The sequence below is a fragment of the Myxococcus sp. RHSTA-1-4 genome, assembly GCF_020037125.1.
Classification (GTDB): domain Bacteria; phylum Myxococcota; class Myxococcia; order Myxococcales; family Myxococcaceae; genus Myxococcus.
Genome location: NZ_JAIQDG010000028.1, coordinates 68275 through 84410, shown reverse-complemented (window position 1 = coordinate 84410; position 16136 = coordinate 68275). Strand labels below are relative to the sequence as shown.

The 16136-nt window shown below is 71.7% G+C and carries 13 protein-coding genes; 3 read left to right on the top strand and 10 right to left on the bottom strand.

Annotation, left to right across the window (positions count from 1 at the left end):
- Window positions 1-41 precede the first annotated feature (41 nt).
- A complete protein-coding gene (locus K8638_RS31830; protein ID WP_223758447.1) occupies window positions 42-404 on the top strand; it encodes a GFA family protein in 363 nt (120 codons plus the stop codon).
- Window positions 405-503: 99 nt separating this feature from the next.
- Here K8638_RS31830 and K8638_RS31825 read toward each other — a convergent pair whose 3' ends face one another.
- The 5 genes from K8638_RS31825 to K8638_RS31805 all read right to left on the bottom strand — a co-directional run bounded on the left by K8638_RS31825 (window position 504) and on the right by K8638_RS31805 (window position 8540).
- Entirely contained in the window at window positions 504-1949 is a 1446-nt protein-coding gene (locus K8638_RS31825) for a serine/threonine-protein kinase (protein ID WP_223758446.1), read from the bottom strand.
- Window positions 1950-2053: 104 nt separating this feature from the next.
- The gene (locus K8638_RS31820) at window positions 2054-5059 is read right to left on the bottom strand and encodes a choice-of-anchor D domain-containing protein (protein ID WP_223758445.1); all 3006 of its coding nucleotides are present in this window, start codon (window positions 5057-5059) and stop codon (window positions 2054-2056) included.
- Between the two features lie 221 nt (window positions 5060-5280).
- The gene (locus K8638_RS31815; protein ID WP_223758444.1) at window positions 5281-6147 is read right to left on the bottom strand and encodes an alpha/beta fold hydrolase; all 867 of its coding nucleotides are present in this window, start codon (window positions 6145-6147) and stop codon (window positions 5281-5283) included.
- A gap of 82 nt (window positions 6148-6229) precedes the next feature.
- Complete coding sequence (locus K8638_RS31810; RefSeq protein ID WP_223758443.1) at window positions 6230-6409, bottom strand: hypothetical protein; 180 nt, start codon at window positions 6407-6409, stop codon at window positions 6230-6232.
- A 214-nt stretch (window positions 6410-6623) separates the two neighbouring features.
- Window positions 6624-8540 (bottom strand): AAA domain-containing protein, encoded by a 1917-nt coding sequence (locus K8638_RS31805; protein ID WP_223758442.1) that lies wholly within the window; start codon window positions 8538-8540, stop codon window positions 6624-6626.
- A 231-nt stretch (window positions 8541-8771) separates the two neighbouring features.
- Between K8638_RS31805 and K8638_RS31800 the strand changes: the two genes are divergently transcribed.
- Together K8638_RS31800 and K8638_RS31795 are read left to right on the top strand one after the other, a co-directional pair.
- Window positions 8772-9245 carry an ATP-binding protein gene (locus K8638_RS31800; RefSeq protein WP_223758441.1) on the top strand — a complete coding sequence of 158 codons (474 nt, stop codon included), beginning with the start codon at window positions 8772-8774 and terminating at the stop codon, window positions 9243-9245.
- Window positions 9232-9999 (top strand): tRNA(His) guanylyltransferase Thg1 family protein, encoded by a 768-nt coding sequence (locus K8638_RS31795; protein WP_223758440.1) that lies wholly within the window; start codon window positions 9232-9234, stop codon window positions 9997-9999. Before K8638_RS31800 ends, K8638_RS31795 begins: the two co-directional genes overlap by 14 nt.
- A gap of 14 nt (window positions 10000-10013) precedes the next feature.
- Here K8638_RS31795 and K8638_RS31790 read toward each other — a convergent pair whose 3' ends face one another.
- The 5 genes from K8638_RS31790 to K8638_RS31770 form a co-directional block, all read right to left on the bottom strand.
- Window positions 10014-10898, bottom strand: a complete 885-nt coding sequence (locus K8638_RS31790; protein ID WP_223758439.1) for a transglutaminase-like domain-containing protein — start codon at window positions 10896-10898, stop codon at window positions 10014-10016.
- 19 nt (window positions 10899-10917) lie between these two features.
- A complete protein-coding gene (locus K8638_RS31785; protein ID WP_223758438.1) occupies window positions 10918-11460 on the bottom strand; it encodes a DUF350 domain-containing protein in 543 nt (180 codons plus the stop codon).
- A gap of 21 nt (window positions 11461-11481) precedes the next feature.
- Window positions 11482-12087: a CAP domain-containing protein gene (locus K8638_RS31780; protein WP_223758437.1), complete on the bottom strand. Its 606-nt coding sequence runs from the start codon at window positions 12085-12087 to the stop codon at window positions 11482-11484.
- 127 nt (window positions 12088-12214) lie between these two features.
- On the bottom strand, window positions 12215-13735 hold the full coding sequence (gene adh / locus K8638_RS31775) for an aldehyde dehydrogenase (RefSeq protein ID WP_223758436.1): 1521 nt from the start codon (window positions 13733-13735) through the stop codon (window positions 12215-12217).
- Window positions 13736-14046: 311 nt separating this feature from the next.
- Window positions 14047-16068, bottom strand: coding sequence for a sigma 54-interacting transcriptional regulator (locus K8638_RS31770; RefSeq protein ID WP_223758435.1), 2022 nt, complete (start codon window positions 16066-16068; stop codon window positions 14047-14049).
- Between the last annotated feature and the right edge of the window lie 68 nt (window positions 16069-16136).

The window sequence follows — 16136 nt, the reverse complement described above, 5'->3', positions numbered from 1 at the left end:
CTACAATGCACTCCGGGGGGGGCCGGCGGCAGGATGCGCGCATGACCGAGCTCAAGACGTACGAGGGTGGCTGTCACTGCGGCAAGGTGCGGTACTCCGTGAAGCTGGACCTGTCCCAGCCCGTGGTGTCGTGCAACTGCTCCATCTGCTCCAAGACGGGGACGATGCTGGGCTTCGTCCCGGTGGAGAACTTCACCCTGCGCTCCGGGGAGAAGGACCTTACCGACTACCAGTTCAACAAGAAGGTCATCCACCACCTGTTCTGCTCCACGTGTGGCGTGCGCTCCTTCGGGAAGGGCACCACGCCGGATGGCAGGCAGATGGTCGCCGTCAACGTGCGCTGCCTCGACGGCGTCGACCTCGAGAGCATCAAGGTGATGAAGGTCGACGGGAAGAGCTTCTGACGGCTCCGGATGCCCGTTGAACCGGAGGGACACACGGCATTCCGTCAGGCCCCTCCGGCGCTTCAGCGGGTGTCCTGTCGCGCGGCGGAAGGCTCGGAGCTACGGCTCGCCATCTCCGTGGCCGCCGTTGCCTCGCGGAGGCACGCGCCGGGCCGGGGCAACGTCCCCCGGCGCCGCTCGCGGTGCCGGCTTCGGAGCGGGCCTCGGGGCGGGGGCCGCCGGCGCCTTGCTCATGGCCGCACCCCGGCCCTGTGCCGGTGAGGGCGGTAGCGGCGAAGCGGACGGGGAGGAGTGGCTGCCCGGTGCCGGCGAGCCACTCCCCGGGCTCCGGCCCTGCGAGGAGGGCACGGGCGCGGCCGAGGCGGAAGAGCCACCCCCCGCGCTCCGGGCCGCGCCGCCGGCACTCCTGCCCTGGGCGGGCGGCACCGGCGAGGCGGACGCGGACGAACCCCCCGGCCCCTTGCCGTGCGCCGCCGGCACCGGCGAGGCCCCGGGCGACGAACCACCGCTCGCACCGCCCTGCCGCGCCGGCTTCGCCTCCGAAGCAGGCGCGCTGGCCGCCAGCCGCGCCGCGAGCTTCGGGTCGTAGTGGATGACGGTGGGCTCGGCGGCGAAGCGCTCCTCCTCCAATTCCTCGGCGTACATCTCGCGCATGAACGCGGCCAGGTGCGCCGTGGTGGAGTGCAGCTTGTGCTGCATGAGGAACTCCTCCAGGGCGAGCTGGAACTCACCCGCGGTGGAGAAGCGCTCCTCGCGCTTGCGCGCCAGCGCCTTGAAGACAATCGCGTCCAGCGCCTTCGGGATGTCCGGCACCACCTCGGACGGCGGGGGAATCTTCGCCCCCACCACCGCCTTGAGCGTGGCGAACTCGGTGTCCCGCTTGAACAGCCGCGTCAGCGTCAGCAGCTCGTAGAACACCGTCCCCAGGCCGAACACGTCCGAGCGGCAGTCCAGCGGCTCGCCCCGGGCCTGCTCCGGCGACATGTACGCGTGTTTGCCCTTGATGGTGCCCACCATCGTCTGGGACAGCTTCCCGGACGCCTTGGCCACCCCGAAGTCGATGAGCTTCACGCCGCCGTTGAAGCCCACCAGCACGTTCTGCGGTGACACGTCCCGGTGGATCAGCGCCAGCTTGCGCCCGGACGGGCTGCGCGCGTTGTGCGCCGCATCCAGGCCGGCGGCCGCATCCGCGATGATGCGGCACTTCAGCCCCAGGGGGATGCTCACCTTGCGCTGCTGGGCCCGCACGCCCAGGGGGCCCACCGCCTCGCCGTGCACGTACTCCATGGCGATGTAGTACTGCCCGTCCACGTCGCCCAAATCGTATATCTGCGCGATGTTGGGGTGGTTGAGGTGCGCGGCGATGCGCCCCTCGTCGAGGAACATCTGGATGAACTCGTCGTCCTCGGACAGGTGGGGCAGCAGCCGCTTGAGCACCAGCAGCTTCTGGAAGCCCACGGGGCCCTTCTGCCGGGCGAGATAGACGGCCCCCATGCCGCCGATGGCGAGTCTCCGGAGCAGCTCGTAGCGGCCGAACGTTTCCACGTCGACCGCAACGATAGCCGCGCCGGGCCCGGGGGAGGAAGCCCGCGGCGCGTCATTTCCCGCGCAGCCCGGACCCCGCTGTCAACCCCCGGGCCGGTGAATCCTCACGGAGCGGGCGGAGGGGCCCGGCACACGCTGCGGTAGCGGACCTCCACCGCCTGGCCGGGGCTGGGGACGGCCCCCGTGCCGAAGATGATGGCGTTGCGGTCCGCGTCATACGTCCACCGGTCCGCCGGCACCACCTGGCCCTGGACCCGCACCGTCATCTCCGCGGTGCCGGTGGGGGCGGCGGTGAGCGGGAAGTCCGCCTGCAGGGCCCCGGCGCGCTGGAGGACCGACTCCAAGAGCGGCAGGTAGCTGGCCCGGCAGATGGAGTCCACCGCTCCGCCCGTGCCGCTCGCCACGCCGGTGAAGCGGTCCGCCTCGTTGCCCGCCGTGGTGCAGCTGTTGTCCGTGGGCACCAGCGCGTAGAGCTGGCTGCGGTGTGACATGCCCGTGCCCTTCAGCGTCCGGAGGAACTGGATGTAGCTATCCGGGCTGAAGCCCGAGTTGTCGTCCTCGTCGGCCAGCACCACCACCGCCATGCGGGCCGCCGCGCGGGTGAAGCCCGCGTTGCCGTCGTTGGCCTGCGGGGTGCGCGGGTCATCCGTCTGCTCGGACAGCGGCGCGGACAGGGCCGCGCGCATCGTCTCCAGGCCCTGCACCAGGTTGTGGCACAGGCCCACCTCCAGGTTGTCCTGGATGAGGTGGGCCGCGTTGGGGTTGGTGCTGGAGACGACCCGCGGCCTGCTTCCGTCCACCGGGAAGAGGCGCCCGGCCTCGCCGCCATTGGCGCCGCCGCCGCACTGGGCCCCTCGCGCCACCAGGCCCGTGCTGGTGACGCCCACGCGCACGTCCACGCCCCTGTCTCGCGCCTGCTGGAGCCAGGACGGAATCGCCGCCTGCAGCCGGTCCTGGTACGGGGCCATGGTGGTGGTGTTGGACACCACGAAGAGCACGTCGAGCTGGCTGTCCGTGCCCTGCGTGTAGCGGTCCACCTGGATGCCCTCGTGGTTCGTCTCCGCGAGGAGCGGGATGAGGAACGGGTCCGGCTCGCTGTTGGTGCGCAGGTACAGCGGGCTGTAGTGCTGGCCGTGCACGTTGCGCGCGTAGCCCACCTCCAGCTCGAAGCCCTCGCCCGGCGCCAGCACGCGCGGCTGGGAGATGGACGTCAGCAGGGAGAACTGGCGGCTGGTGCCGTTGCCAATCTCCGCGCCGGACACGGTGATGGGCGCGCTGCACCGGTTGGAGACGTACGTCTTGCGCGGCGCCGTGGCGCAGTCGTAGCGGATGGGGCCGAAGTCCACGTAGGAGGGAGTCGCCACCAGGCAGCTTGCCCGCGACACGCCCCTCAGGGGCAGCGTCACCGTGGGGGCGGCTGGGTTGTTCACCGTCATCCGCAGCTCGCCGGTGTACGTGCCCGCCGCTGGAGGCCGGAAGGCCACCATGGCGCTGAAGGCCGTGTCGTAGACCACCACGCCGCCGGTGAGCCGGCCGCCGGGCATGAAGAACGCGCCGCCCGCGTCGTTGGAGATGTGGATGTCCTTCACCGCGCACTCGGCGCGGCCCGGGTTGCGGAAGTAGAAGCCCAGCACCGCGCCGCGTCCGGGCACCACGTTGCCGAAGTCCAGGGCCGGCTGCGGCAGCAACTCGTAGACGCAGGGGCCGCTGGCGCGCGCCCGGCCGGTGAGGACAATCTGCCGCTCCGGGTTGAACATGTCGTCCGAGCGGACGTAGAGCGTGGCCCGCCAGCTCCCCTCCGCCTTGGGCTCGAAGTAGACCTTCAGCTCCAGCGCGTCGTTGCCGGGGGCGATGGTCAACCCGTCCGCCTCCAGCGTGGGCCAGGTGCCGCCGCTCCAGGCGTAGCGCTGGGTGCCCCGGGTGGGCACGTCCACGCTGAACTGGGCGCTGGCGCCGGTCGCGCGCACGCCGGTGAAGCGCAGGTTGCCGTTGCTGCCCGCGTTGGAGATGCGGATGACCTGCTCCACCTTGCCGCCCACCGGCAGCTCACCGAAGTCCAGCGACACCGGCGTCACCGCCAGCGTGGGCCGGCCGCCGCGCGCGTCCAGAATCACCTGCGACTGCCGCGCCTTGTCGGAGTCGTAGTGCACGGTGAGGTCGCCCACGTTGGGTCCGGAGAAGCGCGCCGCGAACTCCATCTTCACCTCCACCGTCTCGCCCGGCTGCACGGTGGTGCCCTCCGGCTTCGACAGCGGCTGGAAGGCGTAGTCACTGGTGGCCAGCCTGGAGATGGTGACGGGGCGCCAGGTGATGTTGCGCGCGCGGGTGTACGACTGCGTCCGCTCGTGCACCGGAATCTGGTCGAACGGCACCGGCGCCGGGTCGAACGCGAAGGCGTTGGCCACGGAGTTGCCCTTCAGGTCCACCACGGAGGGCGTGCAGCCCTCGCACGAGCGGACTTCCAGGCGGGCGCCCATGCGGCCCAGGGTCCGGGGCAGGTACTTCGTGCTCACCCGCTGCGACGCGAAGGGGGGGATGGTGATGGTGTCCGGGGTGAAGGGGTCCGGGTTGTCACCTTGCACCACGAGCGTCAGCGGCAGGTCCACCGGGTTGGTGACGGTGACCTCCAGCGTGCGCTCGCTCTCCACCTCCAGCGTCTCGTAGTCCAGCACGGGCGGGTCCACGCCGATGGGCGTGGGCGTGCCCAGGCCCATGACGCGCACCTGTGCCTCGGCGCCCTGGTTGGCGTCCGTGGACACGTGCACCGTCTCCTCGGTGGCGCCTTCCTCGAGCGGGTGGAAGCGCACGCGCACCAGGTGCGAGTCCCCCGGCATCACCCTGCCGCCGCCCTCCCCGAGCTCCACCTCATAGGCGGGGTTGCCGGCGAGCCCCAGGGCCTCGAGCGCGAAGAAGGGCACGTAGCCGACGTTCCGGATGCGCACCTCCTTCTCCCGCCACTCGCCCACCGGCACCTCGCCGAAGTCGAGCACGTCCACGTCCAGCACCGCTGTCGCCTGCACCGCGCGGGTCTCATCCCCCTCGTGGCATGCCACCCCGGTGGTGGCGAGCAACGCCAGTGCGAGCACACGCCCCCTCAGCCCCATCCTCATCTTCCGCTCCCCACCCTTCTCCCCGCACGCACCCGCCTCGCGCCCGGTGCATGAGCCACCGCGCGCTCTCCAATCAAATCGCGTACCAACCCGCGCGCGTGGGGAGGCCCCGTGAAATCGGGGGGTTGTGGGGTGCGGCACCCACCAGGGGGGAAGGAGGGAACACGCTTGCCCTGGGGGGTGAAAGAAGTTTCCCCGCCTTCTTGGAAGCGCTTCGGGGCTCAGCGGATGAAGCGGGCGAGCGCTCCGGCCACGGCCTCCGGCTGCTCCATGTGGACGTGGTGGCCGCCGGGGATGACGACTGGCGGACCGGCGAGCGTCGGCAGCGCCTCCAGGCGGCGCTTCAGCACGGCCTCGGCGGGCACCAGCCCGTCGCTGCCGCGGATGAGCTGCACGGGGCAGGTGACGCCTGACTGCACGGCGAGCCACTGCGCCTCGTCATGGGCCATGCCGAAGCGGCGGCGGTGGCGCGGGTCGAACGTGAAGGCCACGCCTCCCTCGAAGGGCTCGGTGCCGTGACGGGCGAGGAGGAGCGCGGCGGCTTCCGGCAGCGACGGGTTGTTCTCCCGCAGGCGGGCGGCGGCGTCCTCCACGGAGGCGTAGCGCTTGCGGTTGGGTGGGCGGTGCGAGTCGTTCAGGAAGGAGCGCAGCCGCTCCAGCGCCGCGGCGGGCGCGCCGCCCGACGGGCCCAGGCTCTCAATCAGCGACACGCTCTTCACGCGCTCCGGGCGCGCGGCGGCGTAGGCCAGGGAGACGATGCCGCCCAGCGAGTGGCCGACGAGGTGCGCCTCCTTCAGGCCCAGCCCGTCCAGCGCGGACTCCACGTCCAGGGCGTAGTCGCTGAAGTGGTACGTGCCTCCGCCGCCCACGTGGCCGCTGCGGCCCATGCCCCGGAAGTCCAGCAGCACCAGGCGCCACTCGGGCAGGTGGGGGAGGACGGGGTCGAAGCTGTGGGAGTGGTCCAGCCAGCCGTGGAGGAACAGGACGGCGGGCGGGCCGTCGCCGCCCATGGGGCGATGGCGCACATGCAGGGCCAGGCCCTGGGCATCGATGAAGCGGGACTCGAGGGGTGGGGCTGCTGCGGGCACGGGGACCTCCTGCCCCGTGCCTTATCGGGCTCGCGAGCCCACCGCCACCACGCGCGTGGCCGCCGCGGAGGTGGCGGGGTCTTCAGCGAGACTCGGCCGGAGCGCGCGGCGGTCCACCCGTGTCGGGCTTGGACAACACCATCGCGAGCTGCCGCGCCTGGTTCTCGGTGGCGCAGCGGTACTCCTGCATCTTCCCGTTGTCCTTCTCGATACGGAGAACCCAGACGTCGTTCTCTTTTGTCACTGTCGGTCGCTGAGACATTGTGGCGGTTCCTCCCCACCTGGGGAGTGAGCATGTTCCGTGCCGGACACCGCCCTTGCGCCAAATGCCCGGATTTCCGGCAGAACACCCCATTCCCGGCCCGCCGGGTGACAAAATTTGTGCAGCCTTGCGACAAAATTGGCGCGGCTGACTCGCACTCATTGCGTAGTACCCCAGGGCTGGGGCGTCCTGGACCCGTACGCCGGGTGTGAGGCTATTCCATCGCGTCGGGCCACTCCCAGGCGGAGCGCCAGGCGCCGGTGGCCTGGGTGCCCTCGATGAAGCGCGCGTAGAAGGGGTGGCCGCTGAGGGTGGCGGAGTCGCCCACCACGAAGAGGTGGCGGCGGGCGCGGGTGAGGGCCACGTTCATGCGGCGCAGGTCGGTGAGGAAGCCGAGCTGCCCCTCGCCGTTGGAGCGGGTGAGGGAGACGAGGATGGCGTCCTTCTCCCGGCCCTGGAAGGCGTCCACGGTGTCCACCTCCACGTCGGGATGGAGCGCCTCCACGCGCTCGCGGAGCCGGTGGGCCTGGGCGCTGTAGGGCGTAATCACGGCCAGCTCGCGAGGTGAGAGGCCCAGGGAGAGCAGGGCGCGCACGCGGGCCTCGACGAGGTTCGCCTCGCCGTCGTTGAAGAGGCTCCTGGTGGTGGGCTCCACCTCCTCCTCGAAGCCCTTGCCGGCGGTATCGAGGTAGATGACGGGCGGGGCGTCCACCTCGGCGCCCGGGTTGAGGACCTCCGCGAGCGTGCGGTCCGCCACGGAGGGGTGGGCGCGCAACTCGCCGCCGTACATCTCGCGCGAGGGGAAGTCCATGATGCGCGCGTTCATCCGGTACTGCTCGCGCAGCATGCGCTTGACGCCCTCGCCGTGGTCCTTGAGCAGGCGCTCGAAGAGGCTCACCCCGAGCCCGGCCTTCGCGGCCTCCAGGGAGAGGACGGTGGGCGGGAGCTGCTGCGGGTCTCCGGCGAGGATGACCCTGGGGGCGCGCAGGAAGCCGAGCAGCGCGAGCGGCTCGGTGGCCTGGGTGGCCTCGTCCAGCAGCGCCAGGTCGAACTTCTCGTTGGAGAGCACGCCGGAGTCGAGGCTGGCGAGGGTGACGCAGATGACGTCGGCGCGCTCCAGCACGGCGCGCACGGCCTTCTTCTCCAGGGCGCGGGCCTCGTCGAGCATGCCCTTGGCCTCGGTGGTGGAGGCGCGGGCGTTGGCGAAGCGCTCGCGGCTGCGCCCCTGCGTGCGCTGGCGGCGCGCGTAGCCGAGGAGGGAGAAGGCCTCGTCGAAGAGCTCCCGCGAGACGGCGCGGTCCGGGTGGTCCTCCACGACGATGTCCAGCGTGTGCTCCTGGAGGCGCGGGGCGACGCGGGCGGGGTGGCCCACGCGGATGGCGCGCAGGCCCTTGTCCAGGCAGAGGTCCAGCAGGTGGTCCACGGCGGCGTTGCTGGCGGCGGTGCACAACAGGCGCTGCCCGCGGGCAACGGCCTGGGCGGCGATTTCGGCGAGCACGGTGGACTTGCCGGTGCCTGGCGGGCCGTGGACGAGGAAGAAGTCCTCCGCGGCGAGCGCGCGGGCGGTGGCGTCGAGCTGCTCGGGGTTGAGGGGGCGGGTGGGCTCGAAGTCGCGGGGCGTGTCGAAGCGCGGGGGCTCGTTGCCCAGCACCACCTCGCGCTTGCGGCGCTCGGTGCCCTTGTCCATGGCCTTGATGCGCTGGAGGCCGGCGCGGAGCCTGTCATAGGTGACGTCGTTGGGGACGACGTCCAGGCGCAGGAGGCCCTCGTGGACGTAGGGCGGGGGCGAGCGGTCGAAGGCGAGCTGGATGCGGGTGGCGGTGGCCCGGGAGATGAGGGCGCGGGCGGGCTCCTTCACCTCGGCGCGGCGGGGGAGGACGGCGACGAGGTCGCCGTTGTGCAGGCGCGTGGGAATGGGGCGGCGGTCGGCGCGGCCCAGGGTGACGAGGAAGCGGCCGCCCAGGCCCACCTCCTCCTCGAGGGACTCCAGGTCCAGGACGGACAGGCCGTGCTCCTCGCGCTCCTGGAGGGAGAGGCTCTCGGCGAGGGCAGCCAGGCGGGCTTTCTCGGCCTCGCGCTCCCGGGCGAGGAGCGAGCCGAGCTGGTCGAAGAAGGAGACGTCACGGGCCATGGGCACGTCATGCCACCGGGACGGGTCGCCGGCCAGCGTCTGTCGTGGGCCGTGTCGCCGAGCGTGCGCCGGGTTCGCCCGGTGTGCGGCGGGGCCGGGGCTCCCGGAGCAGGGGACCACCGGCCCACGCCGGGGGACGGCTGGAAGAGGTGACATCCGCGCGAGGCGGCGTCACTGAAGAGGAGAGGGCGTCAGTCGCGGTCGTGGCGCCGCGTCCGGAGAGGCTCCGCCATGGAACTGGTCCTGTTCATCGGTCTGCAAGGCTCGGGGAAGAGCAGCTTCTACCGGCAGCGCTTCGCCGGCACGCACGTGCTGGTGAGCAAGGACCTGTGGCCTCACGCGCGCCGGAAGGAGGCGCGGCAGCGGCGGTACATCTCCGAGGCGCTCGCGGCGGGGCGCCCGGTGGTGGTGGACAACACCAACCCGTCGCCCGAGGTGCGCGCGCCCCTCATTTCCCTGGGCCGGGAGCACGGCGCGCGTGTCATCGGGTACTCCTTTGCTTCGGACCTGAAGCTCTGCCTCGCCCGAAACGCGCAGCGCGAGGGACGGGCCCGGGTGCCGGAGGTGGCGCTGTTCGCCACGGTGAAACTGCTCCGGCGGCCGGAACGCGCCGAGGGCTTCGATGTGCTGTACCACGTGACGTTGAGCGCGGAAGGCGGCTTCCGCGTCGAGGAGTGGAGGGAGGAGTCCGATGGAACCGGATGAGCTGGCGGACCGCATGAGACAGGGCGAGACGTTCCACGGCCTGCGCCTGCTGCCGGGGGCGTGGACGGTGCTGCGCGTGGACGGCCGCGGCTTCTCGCGCTTCACCGAGGCGCGCTTCGAGAAGCCCTTCGACCCGGCCTTCCACCAGTTCATGGTTCGCACCGCCAGCGCGCTGCTGGAGGACCTCCAGGGCGTGTACGCGTACACGCAGAGCGACGAAATCTCCGTCCTCTTCCGGCCGGAGTGGTCGCTGTTCGACCGCTCGGTGGAGAAGGTCGTCTCGCTGTCCGCGGGCCTGGCGAGCGCCACCTTCACACACGTGGCGGGCGTGCCAGCCATGTTCGACAGCCGCGCGTGGCTGGGCGTCAACGAGCGCTCCGTGCTGGACTACTTCCAGTGGCGGCAGTCGGACGGCACCCGGTGCGCGCTGCACGGCTGGTGCTACTGGACGCTGCGCAAGGAGGGCCGCACGGCGTCCCAGGCCACCCGAGAGCTGGACGGCCGCAACGTGGGCTTCAAGAACGAGCTGCTCTTCCAGCGCGGCGTCAACTTCAACGAGCTGCCGCTCTGGCAGCGTCGCGGCAGCGCCATCTGCTGGGAGCAGTACCTGAAGGAGGGCGTGGACCCGCGCAACGGCCAGCGCACGCAGACGTCGCGCCGGCGGCTGAAGGTGGACTCGGAGCTGCCCATGAAGGAGGCCTACGAGGACTACCTGCGCGGCGTGCTCGCCGCGTCGGAGCCGGCTCCCGCGTAGCGTGGCGGGGGCCTTCAGCCCGCGGTGTCCGCCGCGCCGGACAGCGGCAGCACCTGCCACAGCCGGGGCTTGTCGTACTGGGGAGGAATCATCCCCAGCGGCCAGCCCTCGGCGGTGACTTCCGCGTACTGGTAGCTGCGCCCGCCGTGCCGCAGGCGGGTGCCGCTGCCCGGCAGCCCCACGCCCACCGCCGCGTGCGCCAGCGGGTCCGAGTAGAGCACCACCGCGTCGATGCCCGCCTGCCGCAGCAGCATGACGGCCAGCACCGCCTTGGAGTCGCAGTCTCCCCGGTCCTGGGCGGGCACCAGCGCCGGGGGGACGATGCCGAAGGGCTCGTCCGTGGGCAGCTCGTAGCGGATGCGCTGCACGAAGGCGACGATGAGCTGCGCGGACTGCGCCGCGTCCAGCCCGCGCTCGCGGATGGAGGTGACGAAGCGGTCGCCCAGCACCCGCACCGGCTCCGCGTTGGTGCGCATCAGCTCCTCGTAGATGCAGCGCATGTCCGCGCTGCACCCCGCCGGGGCGTTGTAGGTGAAGCGCTCGCTGCCCAGGGAGCGGTAGCGCAGCCGCCGGCCCAGGGCCACGTGCTTCGCCTCCAGCTCCTCCGCCAGCTCCTCGCCCAGCTTGTAGGACAGGAAGTGCTGCGGGGGGCTGATGCTCTCCGCCCGCCACTCGTAGTTGTGCGCGCCCTGGGGCGGCGTACCGGGAGGCAGGAGCACCGCGCCCAGGTCCACCGTGCGCACGCTGCTGGGGAAGCCCGGCAGTGGCGCGCGCACGTCCAGGTCCGCCAGCCGTCCCAGCATCCCCAGCCCGCAGCAGCACAGGCAGCTCCCGAAGCCGATGCCCGCGAGCAGCAGCTTGAAGAGCGTCTTCCAGGGGCTGGAGGAGCCGGAGGCCATGGGCGCGCCTTCCGTCCGCTCAGGCCGGCGCACGCAGCGCCCCCTCGGGGAGCTGCGGGAAGGGGATGAGGCCGTTGAGCGCCGCCTGGAGCCCCGGCGCCGTCAGCATGGCGAGCACCACCAGGATGGCGGAGAGGATGAGCGCGGCGGCGACGTTGCCCTTGCGCACCTCCGCCAGCTCGTCGATGCCGGGCGTCATCCGGTCGAACAGGAGGATGCCGATGGCCAGCACCGCCACGCCCACGCCCAGCGACAGCCCCACGTGCAGCACCGCCACGGCGAGCAGCTTGCCCACCATCAGCGGCTGGAAGGGCGGGGTGCGCACGGTGAGGTCCACCGCGTCCGACGTGGCCTGCACCGCGTGCTGCACCAGCAGGCCCAGCGACAGCAGGGTGGCGGCATGCACGACGCCGGCGGCGGTGTTGCCCTGGCGCAGCTCCTCCACCGGGTTGGTGCCGAGGATGCGGCTGAGGCCGCGAAGCCCCAGCCAGATGCCGAGCGCGGCCACGAGGCCGCCGAAAACCACCTTGACGAGCCCGACGAGGAGAAGGACGAGGTCCATAAGCCTCGCCCTCTATACCTCTCAGGGGCTGGCGAAGTCCTGCGTCCAGTAGTGCTTGTAGGTGCTGTTGGGCGCGTAGAAGTAGCCGACGCCCAGGTGGACCAGGGCGGGGTTCATGATGTTGTTGCAGTGCCCGGTGCTGGACATCCACCCGCTCACCACGGCGGACGCGGTGGAGTACCCCGCGGCGATGTTCTCCGCGGCCCTCCGGTACGTATAGCCGGCGCGGGTGATGCGCTGCCACGGCGTGGAGCCGTCCGAGCCGGTGTGGCTCATGAAGTTGTTCGTCCCCATGTCCCGCGAGTGCTTGCGCGCCGCGCAGCGCAGCCGCGTGTCGAGCGTGAGCGCGGGTGCCGGGGGCTTCGCCACGCCGCCACAGGTGGCGCCCGCGGCCCGGCGCTGGTTCACCAGGGTGAGCACCTGCGCCTCCAGGTTGGCCCACGCGGGGTCCCACGTCGTCACGTCATCGCAGTACGCCATGGCGGAGACGCCGCCGGACGGCTCGGAGGTCTCCACGGGAGGAACGAGGACGCCCTCGCCCGTCTCGGTGGCGGGCGTCTCGGGGCCTCCGCACGCGCCGAGCACGGCGGCGCCAAGGAGGAACAGGGGCAGGGAACGGGAGGCCATGGCAGGTCCTTTCGACAGCGGGTGGGGGAGCACATCCTGCCCGCCTCCCGCGGGGAGTCGAGGGAGAGCCTGCCTGGGGCCTGACCGCCCGGGCGTTACCATCAGCCCACGCTATTGCAGCAGCAATTCAGAAGAACCCCAGCGCCTTGGGGCTGTAGCTCACCAGCAGGTTCTTGGTCTGCTGGTAGTGGTCCAGCATCTTCTTGTGGTTCTCACGCCCGATGCCGGACTGCTTGTAGCCGCCGAACGCCGCGTGCGCGGGGTACAGGTGGTAGCAGTTGGTCCACACGCGGCCCGCCTCGATGGTGCGCCCGGCGCGGTAGGCCTGGTTGATGTCGCGCGTCCACACGCCCGCGCCCAGGCCGTACAGCGTCTCGTTGGCGATGCGCATCGCGTCGTCGAAGTCCTTGAACGTCGTGGTGCTCACCACGGGCCCGAAGATCTCCTCCTGGAAGATGCGCATCTTGTTGTTGCCCTGGAACACGGTAGGGGCCACGTAGTAGCCGCCCTTCAGGTCGCCGGGCAGCTCCACGCGCTCGCCGCCCGTCAGCACCTTCGCGCCCTCCTTCTTGCCGATGTCGATGTAGCCGAGAATCTTCTCGAGCTGGTCGTTGGAGGCCTGGGCGCCCAGATTGGTGGTGGTGTCCAGCGGGTTGCCCGGCTTCACGCGCTTGACGCGCTCGACGGCGCGCTCGATGAACTGCCCGTAGATGCGCTCGCTGATGAGGGCGCGAGAGGGGCAGGTGCAGACCTCGCCCTGGTTGAGGGCGAACATGGCGAAGCCCTCCAGCGCCTTGTCGAAGAAGTCATCGTCCTTCGCCATCACGTCGTCGAAGAAGATGTTGGGGCTCTTGCCGCCCAGCTCCAGCGTCACCGGGATGAGGTTCTCGCTGGCGTACTGGAGGATGAGTCGGCCCGTGGTCGTCTCACCGGTGAAGGCCACCTTGGCCACGCGGTTGCTGCTGGCCAGGGGCTTGCCGGCCTCGATGCCGAAGCCGTTGACGACGTTGAGCACGCCGTCCGGGAGGAGGTCCTGGATGAGCTCGGTGAGGACCAGGATGCCGGCGGGCGTCTGCTCCGCGGGCTTGAGCACCACGCAGTTGCCCGCGGCCAGCGCCGGCGCCAGCTTCCAGGCGGCCATCAGGATGGGGAAGTTCCAGGGGATGATCTGCGCCACCACGCCGAGCGGCTCATGGAAGTGGTAGGCGACGGTGTCGGCATCCAGCTCGCCCACCGAGCCTTCCTGGGCGCGGATGCAGCCGGCGAAGTAGCGGAAGTGGTCGATGGCGAGCGGCAGGTCGGCGGCGAGCGTCTCGCGCACCGGCTTGCCGTTGTCCCACGTCTCCGCCACCGCGAGCATCTCCAGGTTCTGCTCCATCCGGTCGGCGATCTTGTTGAGGATGTTGGCCCGGGTGGTGGGGGAGGTCTTTCCCCAGGCAACGCGCGCCGCGTGGGCGGCGTCGAGCGCCTTGTCGATGTCCTCCGCGGTGGAGCGCGCCACCTCACAGAAGGGCTGGCCCGTCACGGGGCTGATGTTCTGGAAGTACTGACCGCGTACGGGCTCCACCCAGCGGCCGCCGATGAAGTTCTGATAGCGGGACTTGAACGTCACCTTGGAGCCGGGCTGGTTGGGGGCGGCGTAGATCATTGCGCTCTCCTCTTCGCTTCGGGGTTGGCCTGCGGGTTGTCGGTGGCTCTCCCAAAGCAGCGCCCGTGCCAGCCCGGCCTCCGCCGACGTCGCGGCGCGTCGTGTCCCGCTCCGCGACACTGTCGCGGACAGGAGTGGCGCGGGGCGGGACACCTCCGTCGCGCGGAGCGGGACAGTGTCCGGGGCATGCGAGCGCGATGCCGCGGCGCGCCAACTGGACGTGGAGTTCAAGGGCACGGAGTGCTCATGCGAGCGGCGGCAAGGCACGCCGCCGCTCCACCCGGCGGTAGCGCCGCGGGTGCGCGGAGTGCTCAGGAGCGGGGCGGCAGGACGATGCCGAAGCGCTCCACCATCCGGTAGAGCGTGCTGCGAGCGATGCCCAGGCGTCGCGCGGCCTGCGCCACGTTGCCACCACTCCGAGCGAGCGCGTCCTGGATGGCGTGGACCTCCAGCTCCCTCAGCGCGCGGGGGGCCTCCTCCTGGACCGGAGGAGGAGGGGGTAGAGGGGCCACCCTCGGATCGGCCGGAGCCGGGCCACTTCCAAGCTCGGGCGGCAGCGCATCCACGTCCAGCACCGGAGCGCCCGCGGCGCGCACGAGCGCCAGGCGCAGCACCGTCTTCAGCTCGCGCACGTTGCCGGGCCAGCGGTGGGCCGCGAGGCGTGCGAGCGCGGCGGGCGACAACGTGGGCCGGGGCTGGCCCGCGGCCTCCGCCAGCTCCGTGAGCAGCTCCCGAGCCAGCTCGGGCAGGTCCACGCGCTCCCTCAGGGGAGGAAGCCGCAGCATGGCACCCTGGAGCCGGTAGTAGAGGTCGGAGCGGAAGGTGCCGGCGCGCACGGCGGCGTCGAGGTCGCGGCAGGTGGCGCCGATGAGACGGAAGCGCGTGTGGCGCACGCGGGACTCACCCACGCGCGAGTAGCTCCCGTCCTCGAGCACCCGGAGCAGCAGCACCTGGAGCGCGGGCGGCATCTCCGCCAGCTCGTCCAGGAAGAGGGTGCCTCCATCCGCCGCCGCGAGCTTGCCGTCCGCGCCGCCCGCACGCGCGCCGGTGAAGGCACCGGGCGCGTGGCCGAACAGCTCACTCTCCAGGAGCGCGGGCGAGAGCGCCCCGCAGTTGACGGCCACGAAGGGCCCGGTGGCCACGTTGCTCGCTGCGTGCAGGGCCCGCGACAGCAGCTCCTTGCCCGTGCCCGTCTCCGAGAGCAGGAGCACCGGAAGCCCCGTGGGCGCGAAGCGTGCCGCCTCCCGGAGCGTGGCGAGCAGGTGCGGGTCGCTGCCCTTGATGGCGGCCCAGGGCCCCTGCTTCGGCTCGGCGGGAGGCGGAGGTGCCTCTGTGCTCGCGGCGGGACGCGCACGAATCACGAGCGGTTCGAGCCGCACGAGCACCGCGACGGCGGCGCCGCTTCCGTCCCCCACGGCCTCGGCGTGGACGCGCCACGAGGAGCCACGGGAGGTCCGGGCTTCGAGCGTCTCTCCCTGTAGCGCCGCCTCCTTCAACTCCTGCCACGTCAGCCCGAGCACTCCGGACCTGGAGCAGTCCGCGCCCGGTACCGCCGCGCCGCCGAGCAGGGCGCGCGCGGCGCCGTTGGCCTGGCGCACCCGTCCCGGGGGCTCCAGGAGCAGGACCGGGCCGTCTTCTCGCGCCAGCCGCGCCTGCAGCCCCCCTCGCGTCGAGGAGGCCACGCGCGCCCAGGCCAGCTCGCGCAGGCGGGCCTCGGCCGCGAAGGCCATGCTCGCCACCGCCACCAGCACCAGGGGGTCCGCCGCACCGGCGGGGCCCGTGACGTCCAGCACGCCCACCAGCTCTCCAAACGGGTCGTGCACCGGGGCGGCGTAGCAGACGAGTCCGTGGTGCAGCTGCGCATAGTGCGCCGGGCCCACCACGGCGACGGCGGAGGACTCGGCCAGCGCGGTGCCGATGGCGTTGGTGCCCCGGGAGGTCTCGTCCCAGCGGGCGCCCTCGATGAGGCGCACGTCGTCCGCGCGGGAGCGGAAGTCACCGCCCGAGCTGCGGGTGGCGAGGATGACGCCATCACGGTCCGCGAGCAGCGCCACCCGGCCCGATGGCTGGGGCGCCGAGGCGAGCACCTCCATCATTCCCTCGACCTCGCGCCACACCGGCTCCATCCGGGCGCGCCGCTCGAGGAGCGCCATGCGTCCCACGCTGGGGCCCTCGTCGGGCACACCAGTGCTCGGCGCCCCGAGCGTCCGTGAGCGCTGCCAGCGTGTCAGGAGGGGATGCAGCTCCGGACGCAGCCCGGCCTCTCCGTCGAGCGCGCCGACGAGGAACTGCTCCCAGAGGAGCGGCGAGGCACTGAGAGTGAGCGTACCCACGAGATGTCATTATTCAGTCAGCCTCCATCCTGCCGGCAACCTGGGACCCCCAAGAATCTCCGGGCCTT

Coding starts and splice junctions, on each gene's coding strand:
- K8638_RS31785 (WP_223758438.1), bottom strand. CDS start 11,460: ATGGACCTCGTCCTTCTCCTCGTCGGGCTCGTCAAGGTGGTTTTCGGC.
- adh (WP_223758436.1), bottom strand. CDS start 13,735: ATGATCTACGCCGCCCCCAACCAGCCCGGCTCCAAGGTGACGTTCAAG.
- K8638_RS31780 (WP_223758437.1), bottom strand. CDS start 12,087: ATGGCCTCCCGTTCCCTGCCCCTGTTCCTCCTTGGCGCCGCCGTGCTC.
- K8638_RS31805 (WP_223758442.1), bottom strand. CDS start 8,540: ATGGCCCGTGACGTCTCCTTCTTCGACCAGCTCGGCTCGCTCCTCGCC.
- K8638_RS31800 (WP_223758441.1), top strand. CDS start 8,772: ATGGAACTGGTCCTGTTCATCGGTCTGCAAGGCTCGGGGAAGAGCAGC.
- K8638_RS31810 (WP_223758443.1), bottom strand. CDS start 6,409: ATGTCTCAGCGACCGACAGTGACAAAAGAGAACGACGTCTGGGTTCTC.
- K8638_RS31790 (WP_223758439.1), bottom strand. CDS start 10,898: ATGGCCTCCGGCTCCTCCAGCCCCTGGAAGACGCTCTTCAAGCTGCTG.
- K8638_RS31830 (WP_223758447.1), top strand. CDS start 42: ATGACCGAGCTCAAGACGTACGAGGGTGGCTGTCACTGCGGCAAGGTG.
- K8638_RS31795 (WP_223758440.1), top strand. CDS start 9,232: ATGGAACCGGATGAGCTGGCGGACCGCATGAGACAGGGCGAGACGTTC.
- K8638_RS31820 (WP_223758445.1), bottom strand. CDS start 5,059: ATGAGGATGGGGCTGAGGGGGCGTGTGCTCGCACTGGCGTTGCTCGCC.